The sequence below is a fragment of the Bacillus sp. FSL R9-9492 genome, assembly GCF_038007365.1.
In the GTDB taxonomy this organism is placed as follows: Bacteria; Bacillota; Bacilli; order Bacillales; family Bacillaceae_G; genus Bacillus_A; species Bacillus_A mycoides.
Window position 1 is genome coordinate 1249250 of sequence record NZ_JBBOXC010000001.1, and the last position, 19107, is coordinate 1268356.

Annotated in this window: 18 protein-coding genes and 1 other annotated feature; of the genes, 14 read left to right on the forward strand and 4 right to left on the reverse strand. The window is 37.2% G+C overall.

Annotation, left to right across the window (positions count from 1 at the left end; genetic code table 11):
- Positions 1 to 104 precede the first annotated feature (104 nt).
- Complete coding sequence (locus MKY70_RS06315) at positions 105 to 914, reverse strand: Cof-type HAD-IIB family hydrolase (RefSeq protein WP_341023705.1); 810 nt, start codon at positions 912 to 914, stop codon at positions 105 to 107.
- 490 nt (positions 915 to 1404) lie between these two features.
- Between MKY70_RS06315 and MKY70_RS06320 the strand changes: the two genes are divergently transcribed.
- On the forward strand, positions 1405 to 1584 hold the full coding sequence (locus tag MKY70_RS06320) for a YjzC family protein (protein WP_002086997.1): 180 nt from the start codon (positions 1405 to 1407) through the stop codon (positions 1582 to 1584).
- A 172-nt stretch (positions 1585 to 1756) separates the two neighbouring features.
- Entirely contained in the window at positions 1757 to 4357 is a 2601-nt protein-coding gene (gene clpB, locus MKY70_RS06325; protein ID WP_341023707.1) for an ATP-dependent chaperone ClpB, read from the forward strand.
- A gap of 31 nt (positions 4358 to 4388) precedes the next feature.
- Here clpB and MKY70_RS06330 read toward each other — a convergent pair whose 3' ends face one another.
- The gene (locus MKY70_RS06330) at positions 4389 to 4571 is read right to left on the reverse strand and encodes a YjzD family protein (RefSeq protein WP_001211112.1); all 183 of its coding nucleotides are present in this window, start codon (positions 4569 to 4571) and stop codon (positions 4389 to 4391) included.
- A 156-nt stretch (positions 4572 to 4727) separates the two neighbouring features.
- Between MKY70_RS06330 and MKY70_RS06335 the strand changes: the two genes are divergently transcribed.
- The 7 genes from MKY70_RS06335 (at position 4728) to MKY70_RS06365 (ending at position 11037) form a co-directional block, all read left to right on the forward strand.
- Positions 4728 to 5462: a hydrolase gene (locus MKY70_RS06335; protein ID WP_063217364.1), complete on the forward strand. Its 735-nt coding sequence runs from the start codon at positions 4728 to 4730 to the stop codon at positions 5460 to 5462.
- 29 nt (positions 5463 to 5491) lie between these two features.
- Positions 5492 to 6364, forward strand: coding sequence for an NAD(P)-dependent oxidoreductase (locus tag MKY70_RS06340; protein ID WP_341023708.1), 873 nt, complete (start codon positions 5492 to 5494; stop codon positions 6362 to 6364).
- A 64-nt stretch (positions 6365 to 6428) separates the two neighbouring features.
- Positions 6429 to 6605, forward strand: a complete 177-nt coding sequence (locus tag MKY70_RS06345) for a ComZ family protein (RefSeq protein ID WP_002011319.1) — start codon at positions 6429 to 6431, stop codon at positions 6603 to 6605.
- Between the two features lie 434 nt (positions 6606 to 7039).
- Positions 7040 to 7972 carry a beta-ketoacyl-ACP synthase III gene (gene fabH / locus MKY70_RS06350; protein WP_001100550.1) on the forward strand — a complete coding sequence of 311 codons (933 nt, stop codon included), beginning with the start codon at positions 7040 to 7042 and terminating at the stop codon, positions 7970 to 7972.
- Positions 7973 to 8003: 31 nt separating this feature from the next.
- The gene (fabF, locus tag MKY70_RS06355) at positions 8004 to 9242 is read left to right on the forward strand and encodes a beta-ketoacyl-ACP synthase II (RefSeq protein ID WP_002030364.1); all 1239 of its coding nucleotides are present in this window, start codon (positions 8004 to 8006) and stop codon (positions 9240 to 9242) included.
- 115 nt (positions 9243 to 9357) lie between these two features.
- Positions 9358 to 10149, forward strand: coding sequence for a DUF2268 domain-containing protein (locus MKY70_RS06360; protein WP_002030365.1), 792 nt, complete (start codon positions 9358 to 9360; stop codon positions 10147 to 10149).
- Positions 10150 to 10290: 141 nt separating this feature from the next.
- Entirely contained in the window at positions 10291 to 11037 is a 747-nt protein-coding gene (locus tag MKY70_RS06365) for a YjbA family protein (protein ID WP_002030367.1), read from the forward strand.
- 278 nt (positions 11038 to 11315) lie between these two features.
- On the opposite strand, the gene trpS is transcribed toward MKY70_RS06365, so the two are convergent.
- On the reverse strand, positions 11316 to 12305 hold the full coding sequence (gene trpS / locus MKY70_RS06370; RefSeq protein ID WP_000110999.1) for a tryptophan--tRNA ligase: 990 nt from the start codon (positions 12303 to 12305) through the stop codon (positions 11316 to 11318).
- 74 nt (positions 12306 to 12379) lie between these two features.
- Positions 12380 to 12597, reverse strand: a binding site (T-box leader).
- A 105-nt stretch (positions 12598 to 12702) separates the two neighbouring features.
- Positions 12703 to 13083, reverse strand: coding sequence for a DUF3899 domain-containing protein (locus MKY70_RS06375; protein WP_341023711.1), 381 nt, complete (start codon positions 13081 to 13083; stop codon positions 12703 to 12705).
- Between the two features lie 319 nt (positions 13084 to 13402).
- On the opposite strand from MKY70_RS06375, the gene MKY70_RS06380 reads away from it, so the two are divergent.
- The 5 genes from MKY70_RS06380 to MKY70_RS06400 all read left to right on the forward strand — a co-directional run bounded on the left by MKY70_RS06380 (position 13403) and on the right by MKY70_RS06400 (position 19097).
- Positions 13403 to 15037 (forward strand): peptide ABC transporter substrate-binding protein, encoded by a 1635-nt coding sequence (locus MKY70_RS06380; protein WP_113733644.1) that lies wholly within the window; start codon positions 13403 to 13405, stop codon positions 15035 to 15037.
- 127 nt (positions 15038 to 15164) lie between these two features.
- Complete coding sequence (gene opp3b / locus MKY70_RS06385) at positions 15165 to 16094, forward strand: oligopeptide ABC transporter permease (protein WP_088035105.1); 930 nt, start codon at positions 15165 to 15167, stop codon at positions 16092 to 16094.
- A complete protein-coding gene (opp3C, locus tag MKY70_RS06390) occupies positions 16091 to 17107 on the forward strand; it encodes an oligopeptide ABC transporter permease (protein WP_088035103.1) in 1017 nt (338 codons plus the stop codon). The genes opp3b and opp3C overlap by 4 nt, the downstream gene beginning before the upstream one ends.
- A gap of 18 nt (positions 17108 to 17125) precedes the next feature.
- A complete protein-coding gene (locus tag MKY70_RS06395; protein WP_088035101.1) occupies positions 17126 to 18169 on the forward strand; it encodes an ABC transporter ATP-binding protein in 1044 nt (347 codons plus the stop codon).
- Positions 18162 to 19097, forward strand: coding sequence for an ABC transporter ATP-binding protein (locus tag MKY70_RS06400; RefSeq protein WP_002086978.1), 936 nt, complete (start codon positions 18162 to 18164; stop codon positions 19095 to 19097). The genes MKY70_RS06395 and MKY70_RS06400 overlap by 8 nt, the downstream gene beginning before the upstream one ends.
- Positions 19098 to 19107 lie beyond the last annotated feature (10 nt).

Here is a 19107-nt window from a genome sequence, read left to right on the forward strand (position 1 = left end):
CGAAAAACCCCCTTTATTTAGCTGAAAACAATTGACGCGCTGACTTTTGCGTCTAATAATAGTATGAGCGTTTAGCGAGAAACTATAAGCAGGGAATTTTTAGATTACAATCCAAGAACCTCTTCTAAATATAGAGCGATACCATCTTCTTCATTCGTTAATGTCGTATGATTTGCAAGTGATTTTAATTCAGGAATCGCATTACCCATTGCGATTCCATGACCAGCAAATTCGATCATTTCAAAGTCGTTATCCTCATCACCAAAAGCGATAATTCGCTCTTTAGGAATATTATAATGGCCTGAAATTTTTTGTAATCCGACAGCTTTATTTAATCCGCTTTTTACAATTTCAATAATTGGCCAAGGTGCACCCCATTTTCTATGGTCGATGACTTCAGCATGCATATCTGTTAAATGTTGGCGAATTACAGCAGAATGCTCGTCATGTGCATCGATTAATAAGCAAGTTGGATGGTCGTTTAAAATATTTAATAAATCTCCTGTGAAAATCCTTGGAGAACCGAATTCAAAAATATGTTTTTTATCTTCATCAATTTCACGGACATACACATCATCGATGACTTCAGCATAGACATTTTTCACGCCGAAATCAAAGCAAGCTCGGACGATTTCTTGTGCTGTTGAAAGTTCGAGAGGAGAGTGATGTGTTCCCCAACTTGAATCAAGAGGGTGATGCACGTAAGCTCCATTAAAGTTTACGATTGGTGTGTTAAGGCTAAGTTCTTTATAATAATCGTAACTAGCGCGGAATGGACGTCCTGTTGAAATAACGACAATATGTCCTTGTTCTTTTGCTTTTGCAATTGTGTTTTTCGTTCTTGGAGAAATTATTTTGTTGTCTGTTAATAAAGTTCCGTCTAAGTCTAATGCGATTAAATGTTGTTTATTCATAATTTCACCTCTTATAATAATTTTTTTATTTCTATCTGTATTTCCGTTTTTAATATGCAGAAATAAGAGGTTAGACTGGGTGAAACTACTGTAAATGAAAGTTTCACTATATATCCATCTTACGTCGCGAAGCGCTGTGGTGTCTACTATTTCTCATTGGAAATTAGGAAAAGTCAACATCTTTTTAGAAAGTTCAAACAATGTTTCTTTCGTTATGTACAATTTGTGAAAAGGGTTACATTGTTTGAACAATGCGACTTATAATGAACATGTAATCTTCTCGTATATGTTTGACTCTCCTTTGAAACTGGCCTAAAGTAGGTTGGTTTCTTTTTTTTCAACAAATATGCCAATAATTCCTGCTTAAGCTTGTGTAATTATATATATGTACATGGGTAAACCGTAGTACTTGTTTCCTAAACATGACAGAAAAGCTTTCTTTTAAAATGGATATACTAATGAGGCAAGACGTCATGGAAGGAGAATGGAAATGGGACAAAATCGAAGGTTTCGTTCAGGGCAAAAAGCGCCAAATGATGGCATTTACGTAGAAATTGGTGAAACGGGAAGTATGGTGAAAAATCCGCAAATGGTACAATTAACTGCCGGTGAAAAGTTTCCAGAGAACGCAAATCATAACCGTCAGTGGACATATAAAAGAAAACCGTAACAGAAGCCGCAATCGTTATTGCGGCTTTTTTGATTAGGAAAATGAATGTTACTTTTTTCTTTTTCCAATAATAAGTTTGAACTACATAAGCAAAATTATTGTATAAAAAAGTCAGTTGGCGTATAATCAAATCAAAGGTCAAAGAAAGTCAAACATTTGGAGGGCTGTAAAGATGGACTTAAATCAAATGACAACGAAAACACAGGAAGCGATTATGAGTGCTCAATCTTTAGCGGTATCTCATCATCATCAAGAAGTAGATACTGTTCATCTATTGCTTACGTTATTAGAGAAGCAAGACGGATTAACGGTACGTATTTTTCAAAAAATGAATGTCGATATAGAAGCGTTAAAAACAGATGTAGAAAGTTTAATTAAGAAAAAGCCTTCTGTAACTGGAAGCGGGGCAGAGGCAGGGAAATTATATGTAACAGGTGCTTTGCAACAACTGCTTGTAAGAGCAGGAAAAGAAGCGGAGAAATTGCAAGATGACTACATTTCAATCGAACATGTATTACTTGCTTTTTCTGAAGAAAAAGGCGATATAAATCAATTATTCGCAAAATTTTATATTACGAAAGATAACTTATTACAGTCTTTAATGACAGTTCGGGGGAATCAAAGAGTGACTAGTCAAAATCCAGAAGCAACTTATGAAGCGTTAGAAAAATATGGCCGTGATTTAGTGGCTGAAGTAAGAGCAGGGAAAATTGATCCTGTAATTGGCAGAGATAGTGAAATTCGCCGCGTGATCCGCATTCTTTCACGCAAAACGAAAAATAACCCCGTTTTAATCGGAGAGCCAGGTGTTGGTAAAACAGCAATCGTTGAAGGATTAGCGCAGCGTATTGTGAAAAAAGATGTCCCAGAAGGATTAAAAGATAGAACAATTTTCGCTTTAGATATGAGTGCACTTGTGGCCGGAGCAAAATTCCGCGGTGAGTTTGAAGAACGTCTGCAAGCTGTATTAAATGAAATTAAAAAGAGTGAAGGTCGCATTTTATTATTCATTGATGAACTTCATACAATCGTCGGCGCTGGTAAAACAGAAGGAGCGATGGATGCGGGAAATATGTTAAAACCAATGCTAGCGCGTGGTGAACTGCATTGTATCGGGGCAACGACATTAGATGAATACCGTAAATATATTGAGAAAGATCCAGCGTTAGAAAGACGTTTCCAACAAGTGTTAGCAGAAGAGCCAACTGTTGAGGATACAATTTCCATTTTACGTGGTTTAAAAGAGCGTTTTGAAATTTATCACGGTGTAAATATTCATGACCGCGCGATTGTAGCGGCATCTGTTTTATCAGATCGATATATTTCGGATCGTTTCTTGCCCGATAAAGCAATTGATCTTGTTGATGAAGCTTGTGCAACAATTCGAACAGAAATTGATTCTATGCCAACAGAACTAGATGAAGTAACGCGCCGCATTATGCAGCTGGAAATTGAAGAAGCTGCTCTTGGGAAAGAAAAGGACTTAGGTAGTCAAGAGCGCCTAAAAACATTGCAACGTGAATTATCGGATTTAAAAGAAGTTGCAAGTAGTATGAGAGCGAAATGGGAGAAAGAAAAAGAAGACATTCATAAAGTGCGTGACTTACGTGAGCATTTAGAGCGCTTGCGCCGTGAGTTAGAAGAAGCAGAAGGAAATTACGATTTAAATAAAGCAGCTGAGCTTCGCCACGGGAAAATTCCAGCTATCGAAAAAGAGTTAAAAGAAGCAGAAGAGATGGGTGCACATAATAAACAAGAGAATCGCTTATTACGCGAGGAAGTAAGTGAAGAAGAAATTGCAGACATTGTTTCAAGGTGGACTGGTATTCCTGTCGCAAAACTCGTTGAAGGTGAACGTGAGAAATTATTACGTCTTGAACAAATTTTATCAGAGCGTGTTATCGGTCAAGAGGAAGCGGTAAGCCTTGTATCAGACGCAGTACTTCGTGCTCGCGCTGGCATTAAAGATCCGAATCGTCCAATTGGTTCATTTATTTTCTTAGGCCCTACAGGTGTTGGTAAAACTGAGCTTGCAAAAACGTTAGCGCAAACATTATTTGACAGTGAAGAGCAAATGATTCGTATCGATATGTCTGAGTATATGGAGAAACACGCAGTGTCACGCTTAATTGGAGCGCCTCCTGGATATGTTGGATATGAAGAAGGTGGACAATTAACAGAAGCAGTAAGACGTAAACCATATTCTGTTATTTTGTTAGATGAAATCGAAAAAGCACATCCAGAAGTATTCAACATTTTATTACAAATGTTAGACGATGGCCGCATTACAGATTCACAAGGACGTACAGTAGACTTTAAAAATACGGTTATTATTATGACTTCAAATATTGGATCTGCTCACTTATTAGAAGGGCTAGAAGAAGATGGTTCTATTAAAGAAGAGTCAAGAGAACTTGTAATGGGACAATTAAGAGGACATTTCCGACCAGAATTCTTAAACCGTGTCGATGAAATTATTTTATTCAAACCTCTTACAAGGAATGAAATTAAAGGTATTGTTGATAAGATTGTACAAGAATTACAAGGGCGTTTAGCAGATCGCCACATATCATTAGAATTGACGGAATCTGCAAAAGAATTTGTTGTAGAAGCTGGATTCGATCCGCTGTACGGAGCTCGTCCGTTAAAACGATACGTACAGCGTCAAGTTGAGACGAAATTAGCGAGAGAATTAATTGCAGGAGCGATTACGGATAATAGTCACGTAGTTGTTGATGTTGAAAATAATGAATTAGTCGTTCATGTAAAGTAAAAAAAGAGTTCGGATAAAATCCGGACTCTTTTTAGTGTTGTTCTACTGGCTCGTTTGGAATTGCAGCTGAAATCGCTAATACTAATACCGCAAGAACAACTGAGAAAATAGACGCTTGGTTAAAATCGTATGTACCGCCAGTCATAGAGCCGATTACGTAGCTCATCATATGTACAAGCGCGAACGACCAAATTAATGCCCAAATGAAACGCATATTTTACACCTCTATTCGTTCAATCTGTCCTTATTGTAACACAATTGAAAAAAGAATATAGAAAAATATTTGTAGATTTTTCAACGCAAATTTGCATTCTGTTCATACATTATAAAAGAGTACTTTTATACGTTTAGAAAATAAGGCGGGGGAAAAATGAGTATTACGGAACGTTTTTTTTACTTAGAAAAAGAACCATGTGTAATTTATTTACCGGAAAAGCCAAATGGATTTTCTGTTATGCTCCTAGGAGATTATAACTATTTTATTGAGAATGGTACAAGTTTATGGACACAGCATGCAGGGAGAGCTTATTTTTTACAGGGCCTTATTGAAAAAGGTTATACGGTCTTTTCATCTAACTTATACGGAAGGCATTGGGGGAACGATCGAGCTGTTCGTCTTGCAAAACGTTTGTATGATGTCGTTCTAAGAAAAGAGACATTGAATGCGAAAATGCACATTATGGCAGATGGTATGGGAGCGCTTGTAGCACTGGAGATGATGAACAAATACCCTGAATGTATACGTTCTGTCGTTATGTTAAATCCGTGTTTAGATTTACCAGAATATGTGGATTTTGAGAAAGAGCATAAGTTTTTTTACAAAAGATTAGTGAAGGAATTAAGTTTGGCGTATGATTCCAAAGAAGAAGAATTAGAATCAAAAATAAATAAGAAATCATTTGCGCTTCTGCCGTCTTGTGTACCTGTTAAAATTTTTGTCTCAACACAGGAAAAAAGAGGAAGAAAACAATTGTTACGTAAATACGAGAAAATGAGGCAATTCAATCAATGCGATACTTCTGTTTTATTCCATCTGCAAGATGTGAAATATAAAATGGTTAGACAAACGACTGATTTCTTTAAAAAATATGAAGAAGAATTGTGAAGCTCCCATATACATAAATGAGGAGCTATTTGTTTCAAGGGGAAAGGGTTGGTGGTATGAAACGCGTGCTGATTATAGGTGCACTTACGTTTGTAGGTTATCACCTTGTGAATAAAATGATTGCAGAAGAAGTAGAAGTATGTGGTCTTGATTTTGATGAATTTGATAGTATGACAAAAATTAATGAAGAGAAATTATTGTTGATTGGGCGGAATGCGTTATTTACGTACTATTCTATAAGGGATGAAGACGGATGGCGATCGGTAGAGGAAGAGAGTTTCGATACGGTTTATTTTTGCTTGTATGAGCCGAATCAGCAAAGTGGATTTCGGAATGAAAGGGTCATATTACAATATTTAAAACGAATCGTAAGGATGTGTGAAAAAAATAAAGTGAAGTTAAATCTAATTTCTTCTATTGAAATAGGAAGCACTGAAGAATCCGAAAACAAACATCTATTTTCGAAAGTGGAAGAAGGGTTGAAAAAAGGCGAATTACAATATAGTGCATATCGAGTTCCTACATTATATGGGCCGTGGCAACCGTCGTTTATGATGTATCATCAGCTTATTTTATCAGAACTTGATGAAAAAGAGTGCCGTTGTATAAATGGAGAAAAAGGAAGCGATTTACTTTACGTTGAAGATGTATGTGAATATTTATGGGAAAATGGAATGAATGTAAAACACCTCGGTATATATAACTTACTTAGCGGAAAAGAAGCGTTATGGGAAAAAGGTATGACCTTGCTGCATGCAGATGATAAAGTAAATAAAAAAAATGTGGAAGTAAGAGATGAAGCTGTAGAGGTTATTTCTATTCAAAAAAATACACCAGTAGAATTCGGTTTAAATAAACAATTGGCGCATATGAAAAAATATAAAGAGTTATACGAAGGGTAGCATGCGTGTTACACTATTGTATGGATAATTGATTGAAAAGCTTTAATGGAGAGGAAGAGATTACATGAACGAAAAAAGTATGCAATTTTTACAAATCGCAATGAAGCATTTACCAGAAGCAAAGGCAATTTTAGATTCTAATGGAATTGCACTTGATATGGAGAAAGCACAGCCGGTGTTAGAGCTATTGATGAAAGTAATGGGCGAAGCATATGAGCTTGGGAAAGCAGATAAAGAATAAAACCAAACCCTTCTTTTTTGATGGAAGAGAGGCTCGAGCCGTGGATAGAAGCGGTTGGGGCCTTTTTTTGTTTCGAGTGGAGTGAAACCTGAGGGATGATGAGGCTAAAGGGGAAGGTTATGAGGAGAAGGTCTTAGTTTTGAAGGGAAAGCAGATAAAGAATAAAACCAAACCCTTCTTTTTTGATGGAAGAGAGGCTCGAGCTGTGGATAGAAGCGGAAAGGGCTTTTTTTGTTTCGAGGGGAGTAAGGTCAAAAGTATTGGGAAGTTTATCTTTTGAAAGGATAGGGATTTTTCTGTTTCTTTTAATGAAAAATAAAGTTAGTAATACGCTGTCTTATTTTTTAGCTGAAATATATTCTAGACAAAAGTACATTTATGTTTTAAAATTAGTACCAAGTCATAATAATTGATATAAAACGGAGGGCTGCGATGTGAACGTGGGCATTTTAGGGATCGGAAGATATGTGCCAGAAAAAGTAGTCACAAATCACGATTTAGAGAAAATCGTAGATACATCTGATGAATGGATTCGTACGAGAACGGGAATTGCAGAAAGACGCATTGCCGATGATACAATAGATACTTCATATATGGCGGTAGAGGCTTCTAAAAAAGCACTTGAAGATGCCGGGATTAGCGGAGAGGATATCGATCTTATTTTAGTGGCAACAGTAACGCCAGATCGCGCATTCCCAGCAGTAGCTTGTGTAATCCAAGAAGCAATTGGCGCAAAACACGCAGCCGCAATGGATTTAAGTGCAGCGTGTGCTGGCTTTATGTACGGAATGATTACAGCGCAGCAATTTATTCAAACGGGAACTTATAAAAATGTATTAGTAGTTGGTAGTGACAAACTATCTAAAATTGTAGACTGGAACGATCGAAATACAGCAGTACTATTTGGGGACGGAGCAGGTGCTATCGTAATGGGAGCTGTTTCGGAAGGGAAAGGTGTACTTTCTTTTGAATTAGGAGCGGACGGAAGTGGCGGTAAGCATCTTTATCAAGACGAGTATGTTATGATGAACGGCAGAGAAGTCTTTAAATTTGCTGTTCGCCAACTTGGTGATTCCTGTCTTCGCGTGTTAGAAAAAGCGGGACTTACGAAAGAGGATGTGGACTTCTTAGTACCACATCAAGCGAATATTCGTATTATGGAATCTGCAAGAGAAAGATTAAATTTACCGAAAGAAAAAATGAGTATGACAATTGAAAAGTTCGGTAATACATCGGCTTCTTCAATTCCAATTGCAATGGTAGAGGAATTGCAAAATGGACGTATTCAAGATGGTGATTTAATTATACTAGTCGGTTTTGGCGGCGGGTTAACATGGGGAGCAGTAGCTCTTCGTTGGGGTAAATAAGGACTGAGAGAAAAAAAGGAGTGTATTTTGTATGGAAAAAAAGAGGGTCGTAATTACAGGGCTAGGAGCTGTTACACCGATCGGAACAGATGTTGAAACAGCTTGGGAAAACATTAAAAACGGTGTATCCGGAATCGGACGACTTACAAGAATAGATTCAGAACAAATTCCTGCAAAAGTAGCAGCAGAAATTAACGACTTTGAAGTCGAAAAATATATAGATAAAAAAGAAGCGCGCCGTATGGACCGCTTTACGCAATATGCAGTAGCAGCAGCCAAAATGGCAGTTGCAGATGCGAAGCTTGAAATTACAGAAGAAAATGCACCACGCATTGGTGTATGGGTTGGTTCTGGTATTGGTGGTATGGAAACATACGAAGAACAATTTAAGATTTTTACTGAAAAAGGTCCGCGCCGCGTGAGCCCATTCTTCGTACCAATGATGATTCCAGATATGGCAGCAGGTCAAGTGTCAATCGCTACAGGAGCGAAAGGAATTAATACTTGCTCTGTAACAGCTTGTGCATCTGGAGCAAACTCAATTGGTGATGCGTTTAAAGTAATCCAGCGCGGTGATGCTGATGCGATGATAACAGGCGGAGCAGAAGCGCCATTAACAAGTATGGCATTCGCTGGGTTTAGCTCAGCGAAAGCATTAACATTCAATGAAGATCCAGCAACGGCTTGCCGCCCATTCGATAAAAATCGTAGCGGTTTCGTAATGGGTGAAGGATCAGGAATTCTTATTCTTGAAGAATTAGAGCACGCATTAGCACGTGGTGCTCACATTTATGCGGAAATTGCTGGTTATGGTGCAACTGGTGATGCGTTCCATATTACAATGCCTGCTCCTGGCGGTGAAGGCGGAGTTCGTGCGATGCGTCAAGCTTTAGCTGATGCAGGTCTAGAGCCAAAAGATATTGATTACATTAATGCACATGGTACAAGTACAGATGCAAATGAAAAGTATGAAACGATGGCAATTAAAGAAACTTTCGGTGAGCATGCATATAAAGTAGCGATTAGCTCAACGAAATCAATGACAGGTCATTTATTAGGAGCAGCTGGTGCTGTTGAAGCGATCTTCTCTATTAAATCAATTACAGACGGAGTAATTCCTCCGACGATTAACTATGAAACACCAGATCCAGAATGTGATTTAGATTACGTACCAAATACAGCGAGGCATCAAGAAGTGCGAGCTGTATTAAGTAATTCATTAGGATTCGGTGGTCATAACGCAGTATTAGTATTTAAAGCATATAAATAATATGTACAATAAGGTGTCTTTTCGTAAAGTATTACGAAAAGACACCTTATTTATTTTTAATCACCTTTACGTTCCTTTCTTTTTTGCATATACATAAGAAAAGGAGGGATGAAGGTTGGGGGTTGTTGAAACGGCAGAATGGTTACATCTGTATTATGGACGTCCAGAGAAGCTTTGTGAGAAATTTACAAAGTATATTCCATTGCCAAAAGAGAGGCTGTATCGCTTTTTAATCTCTAAAGGTATGTATCGCCCAGTAATGCGGGGGGAGCAGGAAATTAAAGAGTTAGAGAAGAAAGAAATTTGGAAAGAACTTAGCATGGAGTATGAAAAATTGAAAGGTTGGCTAAAAGGTCCAGATGTCCCTATCTTTATTTTATTATCAGATTCATACAATCGAACTGTACAAGAGGAATATAACGGGAAGGCTGGCTTATCTATGCGTCACGTTATTTTCTTATTCGTATGTGGACGTAATTCAGTAGAGGAACTAAAAGCTTTATTAACGCATGAATACCATCATATATGTAGGTTACATCAAATTGAGACGAAAGAAACAGAGTATACATTACTTGATACGATGATTATGGAAGGGTTAGCTGAGCAAGCTGTGTATGAAAGGTATACAGAAAAAAGATGTGCACCGTGGACTACTTACATTTCAAAAGAAGATGCTATTTATTATTGGAGGAATTCAATACAAGAACGAATAGGCGTAAAGAGAGGTACGAGGGAGCATGATGTTTTATTAAATGGACTGCACTCGTATCCGAAAATGCTTGGCTATGCACTTGGATTTCATATTGTGAAAGATTGTGTAGCATTTGAAGGAGAAAATACACTTTCTTTATTATCTATAGATGCGAAAGAAATATTGAATAAAGCAAATACATTTCATGTTTCATGAAAAACAGGGGAGCTATCTCCTGTTTTTTTAATATTATAGAAGAAAAAATAATAATTAGAATATATTTCCTCAAGTGGAATAAAGTTAAGCAAAACTGAACATAATGATTGGTACAAACAGTAGTGAAGTGAGGGGTAGTGAATGTTATATCTACATGATGTATGGGTAAATTGGTTTGAAGGTGAAGAGAATGGGTATAACGTTTGTCATTTTTACGAATGGCGGAAAGATGATACGATTGAGCTATTAGATCAAGTGCCATTATTAAAAGTAGATGCCACATTATATCATTACATCGAGAACGAATTATTAGAGCTTCCGCAAAAATTATTGGAAGACGTATATCATAAGGCTTATATTCGTAAAAATCACGAACGTTTGCAACAAGAATATTGTTTTGTAGTTACAGATGGAAAAGGAATTATTGCGATTGATTCAATCGGCTATAATGTGCCAATTAGAAAAAGTAGGCTTATACCGCGTCAAGAACAGATGGTATATGAGATGGTAGAGAATGTGCAAGCAGAAAAGTATGAGTTCCAAGTGGAAGAGATTGAAAAAGAACATCATATTTTATCGCCGTCGCCTTTCATTATGAACGGCCTAACTCGTAAAGAAAGACAGTTAAAACAATTATTATTTATGGCATTAGATCAATTACATACAACGAAAAATCCAGCTGAAATTCGCTATTGGTTCACAGAGTGGGATCCATCAGCGTACGGAATGGTCCAACATATGGAGTTTGAAGATGTTTGGGCTAAACTTTATGATGAAGCGAAAACTGGATGGTCTGAGAAGCACGAGCAATTATGTGAGCGCCTTGTAAAAGGACAGCCGTTTTTTGAAAAGTTATGGGAAATGGAAAATGAGCAGAAGGTAAATTAAAAAAACCGCCAATTGGCGGTTTTTTAATTTGTTGTAACTTAGCTCCAGCGGCAAGAATGTTCGGTGGCTTCGCGCCTTCCTGCGAGGCAAAACCCGCCTCTACGTCAGGAGCTCCATCCCCCTCACATTCTGAACGAGCCGCTTCCGCTTTATAAGAAATCCAGCTCCGGCTCCTAGCCCTTCGCGTCTAAGAACCTTCCCCACGAGAAGGTAAAAAGCACCTTCTGTGGGAAAGAACCTTAGCCGTCAGGGCTAAGCAGTCGCCTCCGCTTTATAAGTTACCTACGTTTTCTACTTAATCCCATTGCGTTTTCTACTTTACGTAGTTGTTTGAATGCAACGCGGTTCGCTTTTTCGGCACCTTTGTCTAGAATTTCGTCTAGTTCTGGTGAGTTGATTAGTTCGTTATATTTGTCTTGGATTGGACGAATTGCTTCTACGACTACTTGTGCTAGGTCGCCTTTGAAGTCTCCGTATCCTTTTCCTTCGTACATTGCTTCTATTTCTTCAACTGTCTTTCCAGAGAATGAAGAGTAGATTGTTAATAAGTTAGAGATTCCAGGTTTGTTTTCTTTATCAAATTTCACGATACCTTCAGAATCAGTTACAGCACTTTTAATTTTCTTTTCAATTGTTTTTGGTTCATCAAGCATACTGATCATTGCTTTTGGATTCGGATCAGATTTACTCATTTTTTTCGTAGGTTCTGTTAATGACATAACGCGAGCTCCTACTTTTGGAATACGAATTTCAGGAACAGTGAACACTTCACGGAAGCGTTTGTTGAAACGCTCTGCTAGGTCGCGTGTTAATTCCATATGTTGTTTTTGATCATCACCAACAGGTACGATTTCAGTGTTGTAAAGTAAAATATCAGCAGCCATTAATGGTGGATACGTTAGTAATCCAGCTGGAACTGAATCTCTACCAGAAGATTTATCTTTATATTGCGTCATACGCTCTAATTCTCCAACGTAAGCAACTGATTGCATAATCCATCCTAGTTGAGCGTGTGCTGGTACTTCTGATTGTACAAATAAAGTAGCTTTTTCAGGATCGATGCCGCATGCTACATAAAGTGCAGCAAGACTGCGAATGTTTTTACGAAGTTGTACGGGATCTTGAGGTACTGTAATCGCATGTTGGTTTACAATACAGAAATAACAGTCGTGTTCATTTTGAAGCTCTGTAAATTGCTTCATAGCTCCTAAATAGTTTCCAAGTGTAATCGTTCCGCTTGGCTGAATACCAGAAAAGATAACTGACATAAGTAATTCCTCCTAAAATTGAATGTGCGATGGGGAAGAGAAGGCATACAAAAAAGCCCATTCATCCCAAATTACATAGGGACGAATGGACCGCGGTACCACCCTAATTATTTCACAGCTGTGAAATCTCTCAAGATCCATAATAACGTCTGGATATAACGCCAAAGCCTACTACTTTCGGTTCGGTTTGGTGCTCAAAAGCCCATTCCATACTGTACAATTACTTGTTCACACCAGCCACAAGCTCTCTGAAATTGCCCCAATATGTACTCTTCTTTATCATCGCATACATATAAATTTATTTATTGTTACCTAAGCTCTTTTAATATGAAAGAACTAAAGTTTTATAACAAAATGTTTTGCTGATTATTATATCATATGGGATAGTGTTTGCAAACTACATCAAAATAGTAAAGCTAATGAGGATCGAGAACAACCCAAGTACGATACCGGTAATACAAATCGGATACGTCCATTTGAATGAATATGTTTTATAAATACGTTCTTTCTTATCGATAGGTTCCTCTGCTTCTTCAATTAAAGAGTCAATTTTTTTATTCGTACCAAATACTCTTTGGAATGCGTAAATTGTTACGTTAAAAAATCCGTTTTGAAATATGAATAAAAAACCACCTATAAGAATAAAAACCAATGCAATATAGAATGAGATGTTGACAAAATTCAACAAAAAATGAGATGAAACGAAGAATGCGCCAACACTAGAAGCGATTATTGCAACAAAAAATAGTATACAAGTATGAAAAAAAACTTTATTCAAAATATTCCCCTCCGTCAAAATATTACTAGAATTATTATACTATAAAAGTTATAATAAGTAATATAAATAATTTTTTGAAAATTATACGCAATTGAGGTTCTAATTTCAAGATGATGGTAGCAATGTTAACGTATCCCTTTACAAAAAATTAAAAATATAAACATTTTATTAAAAATTTTAACAAAAAAATAAAAAACTATATTCACAATCGTCTAATTATATGTATAATGAAAATTGTAGAAACTTGGAGATTATTCTTTCAATTCTAATTTTCTACAAGTGAGGGTACAGGAAGTGCAATTAGGGGAGGCAACACAACATGAAGAAAAAGATACCGCTATTGCTTGCATCGACGTTGACAGTAAGTGTGCTAGGAGCCTGTAGTTATCAAAAAGATGATAATAAGGCAAGCGCGAAAGGATCCAGTACTTCAAATAAGCAAGTATTGAATCTAACAGAAACTGCTGAGATACCAACAATGGATACGACGTTATCAACGGATGCAGCATCTTCTAACATCATGAATAACACAATGGAAGGATTGTATCGTCTGGGGAAAGACGATAAACTTGTTCCGGGAGTCGCTAAATCTTATGAGAAATCAGAAGATGGTAAAAAGTATGTATTTAAATTACGTGAAGATGCGAAATGGTCGAATGGTGAACCTGTAACAGCGAAAGACTTCGTTTATTCTTGGAGAAGAGCTGTTGATTCAAATACGGGTGCCAAATTTGCTTACATACTATTTGATGTAAAAAATGCAGAGAAAATTAATAAAAAAGAATTACCAGTTGAGGAACTTGGTGTAAAAGCAATTGATGATCACACACTTGAAGTGGAATTAGATAACCCTGTTCCTTATTTTGTAAGTTTAACAGTCTATCCAACATTTTATCCTTTGAATGAGAAGTTTGTAAAAGAACAAGGAACAAAATTTGGATTAGAATCCAATACGACACTTTATAATGGCCCATTCGTTTTAAATGAATGGAAACATGAACAAAGTTTCCACCTTAAGAAAAATCCAACGTATTGGGAAAATAAAGAAGTGAAGCTTGAGGAGATAAACTTCAATATTGTTAAGGATCGTTCAACTGCTATAAATTTATATGAAACGAAAGCGATTGATCGTGTAGTATTAACATCAGAATTTGTAGATAAATACAAATCAGATGCTGATTTTAAAACAATTAAGAGACCATCTACACAATTCATTCGTTTAAATGAAAAAAATAAGTTTTTAGCAAATAAAAATATCCGAAAAGCAATTGCGATGTCCTTTGAACGTGAAAGTATCGGAAAAGTTATCTTAAACGATGGTTCAGAAGGAATGTATGGTTTTGTTCCGAAAGGTTTGGCAAAAGGACCTAACGGAAAAGACTTCCGTGAAGAGAACGGAAAGCTTATAAAAGAGGATGTTAAAGAAGCTCAAAAATATTGGGAAGCTGGTAAAAAAGAACTTGGTGTAGACAAAGTAGAGTTAGAGTTATTAAACTTTGATACTGATGATGCCAAAAAAATCGGAGAGTATTTAAAGGGACAATTCGAAAAGAACTTACCAGGTTTAACAGTTTCAACAAAAATGCAGCCATTTGCACAAAAATTAAAACTTGAAGCAAGTGGAGATTATGCGATGTCATATGCGGGATGGAGTCCAGATTATATGGATCCAATGTCATTCCTTGAAATGTATACAACAGGTAATTCACAAAATAAAGTGAATTACGCAAATCCAGCTTATGATGAACTAATTAAGGAAGCCAAAACAGAAGTAGATGTACAAGCTCGTTGGGATGCTCTATTAAAAGCAGAACAACAACTGCTTGAAGATGCAGCGATTGCTCCAGTATATCAACCTGGAAAGGCATATTTACAACGTAGTTCAATTACAGGCCTATTAGAACATAAATATGGCGGAGAATTTAGCTATAAGTGGGTTGAACTCAAAAACTAAAAATGGTTTCCATCATGAATAAGGGTATATGCCTATGATGGGCATGTGCTCTTATTTTAAAAAAATAAAAGTAAGAATATTTCAAACTATCTTATTGCTTTTGAGAAAAACGGGGAGGTGCTTGACTATGGGACGTTATGTATTAAAACGTTTCGTGTACATGGCTTTGACATTATTTTTAATTACTACAATGACTTTCTTTTTGATGAAATTACTACCGGGTTCTCCACTTAAAAACCAGGAGAAACTATCACCGGCACAAAAAGAAATCATTCTTGAAAAATATGGATTAAATGATCCAGTACCAGTTCAATATGCACGTTACTTAGGTAACTTAGCAAAAGGTGATTTAGGGGTATCATTCCAATATGATAATCGCCCAGTAACAGATATGATTGTGGATCGTATTGGACCATCAGCACAACTTGGTTTACAAGCGATTATATTAGGAACATTTATCGGTTTAATTTTAGGAATCGTTGCGGCACTTCGTAACAATACGTGGGTCGATTATGGGGCGACCATTATTTCCGTACTCGGGATGTCGGTACCATCATTCGTATTCGCCGCATTACTACAATATTTCGTAGGAGTAAAACTTGGTTGGTTCCCAGTAGCATTCTGGAAAGGACCGGAGTTTACAGTAATGCCTACAATTGCCTTATCGATGGCAGTTATCGCAACAATCGCACGTTTCGCTCGTGCAGAGTTAATTGAGGTTATGCAAGCTGACTACATTTTAACAGCGAAAGCGAAAGGAATTAGCCAAGGCGTTATCATTATCAAGCACGCACTGCGTAACGCATTAATTCCAGTTGTAACAATTTTAGGACCAATGGTTGCAGGATTAATTACAGGGACACTAGTTATTGAGCAAATTTACGCTGTACCTGGACTTGGGGAACAATTCGTTAAATCGATTACAGTGAATGACTATACAGTTATTATGGGAACTACAATTTTCTATAGTGCGATCTTCATCTTAGTTATTTTCATTGTCGATATTTTATACGGAATTATTGATCCTCGTATTCGTTTAGCGGGAGGGAAAAAATGATGAAAGATGTACAAAAATTATCTCCAGATTTATTTCAACAAGCCAATCAAAATAATGTTGATAATGAAGTCATTGCCCGTCCAAGCTTAACGTTTTGGCAAGATGTAAGAAGACGTTTGTTCCAACATAAAGGTGCAATGTTTGGTTTCGTATTATTAACGCTTATTATATTATTAGCAATTATAGGCCCGATGATAAGTAAGCATTCTTATAAAGAGCAGGATTTAGGTCGTGCGAAAATGCCACCGAAAATTCCATTGATTGAAAATGTTCATTGGCTACCATTTGACGGTACAGATCAATATGGCGTTGACCAATATGAAAAACGTGATATTAAAGAGTACTTCTGGTTTGGTACAGATGATCTTGGCCGTGATTTATGGACAAGAACATGGGAAGGTACACGAGTATCGTTATATATCGCTCTTTTAGCAGCAGCGATTGACTTAGTAATTGGGGTTGCATACGGAGGGATTTCAGCCTTCTATGGCGGCAGAGTAGATAATATTATGCAACGTATTATGGAGATTATTAATGGTATTCCATACTTAATCATCGTTATTTTAATGGTAATCATTATGGGATCAGGTATTTGGTCGATTACACTTGCGATGGCAATTACAGGTTGGATAGGGATGTCACGTATCGTTCGTGGACAGATCCTAAAATTAAAAAACCAAGAATATGTATTAGCATCTCGTACATTAGGGGCAACGAATACACAGTTAATTGTGAAGCACTTAATTCCGAACGTAATGGGACCAATTATCGTAATGACAATGTTTACAATTCCAACAGCGGTATTTGGGGAAGCATTCTTAAGCTTTATCGGACTAGGCATTCAGCCACCATTCGCATCACTTGGTTCTCTTGTAAATGATGGTTATAAATCAATTCAAACGTATCCACATATGATGTTCATCCCAGCGGTTGTCATCAGTATGTTAATCTTAGCATTTAACTTAATTGCAGACGGATTACGCGACGCGTTAGATCCAAAAATGCGTAAGTAAAAGAGGGGAGAAGTAAAAATGAAAACATTGCTAGAGGTAAAAGATTTGCAAGTCTCCTTTGATACACATGCAGGTGAAGTACAAGCTGTACGCGGCGTTACTTTTGATTTAAAAAAAGGAGAAACATTAGCGATTGTAGGAGAATCTGGTTCTGGTAAATCAGTTACTTCTAAAGCGTTAATGGGATTAATTCCGAATCCTCCGGGACGTATTAAAAACGGTGAAATCGTATTTGAAGGTCGTGACTTAACGAAACTAACAGAAAAAGAAATGCAGCAAGTACGCGGTAAAGATATTGCGATGATTTTCCAAGATCCAATGACATCATTAAACCCAACGATGACAATTGGTAATCAGATTATGGAAGGTCTTATTAAACACCAAGGGATGAGTAGAGCAGATGCACGTAAAGTTGCTTTAGAATTAATCGACCTTGTAGGTATTCCAAATCCAGAAGCACGCTTAAAACAATATCCTCACCAATTCTCAGGTGGTATGAGACAACGTGTAGTTATTGCAATGGCGTTAGCTTGTAATCCGAAATTATTAATTGCCGATGAGCCGACAACAGCGCTAGACGTTACAATTCAGGCGCAAATTCTAGAGCTTATGAAGGACATTCAGCAAAAAACAGAAGCAGCAATCATTTTCATTACGCATGACTTAGGTGTAGTGGCAAACGTTGCAGACCGAGTTGCGGTTATGTACGCTGGTAAAGTTGTTGAAATTGGAACTGTTGATGAAATTTTCTACAATCCACAACATCCATACACATGGGGCTTAATCGCATCTATGCCAAGCTTAGATGGTTCAGAGGACGAGCTATATGCGATTCCAGGAACGCCTCCTGACTTATTAAAGCCGCCAAAGGGTGATGCTTTTGCACCACGTAACCCGCAGGCGCTGAAAATTGATTTTGAAATGGAACCACCTTTATTTAAAATAAGTGACACACATTATGCGGCAACTTGGTTACTTCATGAGCAGGCGCCAGAAGTAAAACCACCAGCAGTTGTTGAAAAACGTATTCTTCAAATGAAAGCAGGTGAACAACATGACTAAACAACGTGAGAAATTAATTGAAGTAAAAAATGTGAAACAACACTTCGATGTGAGTGGTGGTGTTGTTAAAGCAGTTAATGATATTTCATTTGATATTTACCGCGGTGAAACATTTGGACTTGTAGGAGAATCTGGTTGTGGTAAGTCAACAACTGGAAGAACGATCATTCGTTTATACGATGCAACTGCCGGTGAAGTGTTGTTCGATGGTGAAAATGTACATGGGAAAAAATCACGCGCAGAACTTAAGAAGTTCAACCGTAAAATGCAAATGATTTTCCAAGATCCATATGCATCATTAAATCCTCGTATGACAGTAGGGGATATTATCGCAGAAGGTATTGATATTCACGGACTAGCAAAAGGCAAAAAAGAGCGTATGGACCGTGTTCATGAATTATTAAATACAGTTGGTTTAAATAAAGAGCACGCGAACCGTTTCCCGCATGAATTCTCAGGCGGACAACGTCAACGTATCGGTATCGCTCGTGCGCTAGCTGTAGAACCTGAATTTATCATTGCTGATGAACCAATCTCAGCACTTGACGTATCGATTCAGGCGCAAGTTGTAAACTTACTGAAACAGTTACAAAGAGAAAAAGGTTTAACATACTTATTCATCGCCCATGATTTATCAATGGTAAAATACATTAGTGATCGCATTGGTGTAATGTACCGTGGTCAAATCGTTGAGTTGACAACAAGTGAAGAGTTATATGCGAATCCAATGCATCCATATACAAAATCACTACTATCTGCAATTCCGCTGCCAGATCCAGATTATGAGCGCAATCGTAAACGTATCGTATACGATCCATCTCAACATCAATATGGTGAGGAAGCACCAACAATGCGTGAAATTCGCCCAGGACATTTTGTATTATGTTCTGAAGCAGAGTATAAGAAATATAAAGAAATCTATCAATAATAAAGTAGAG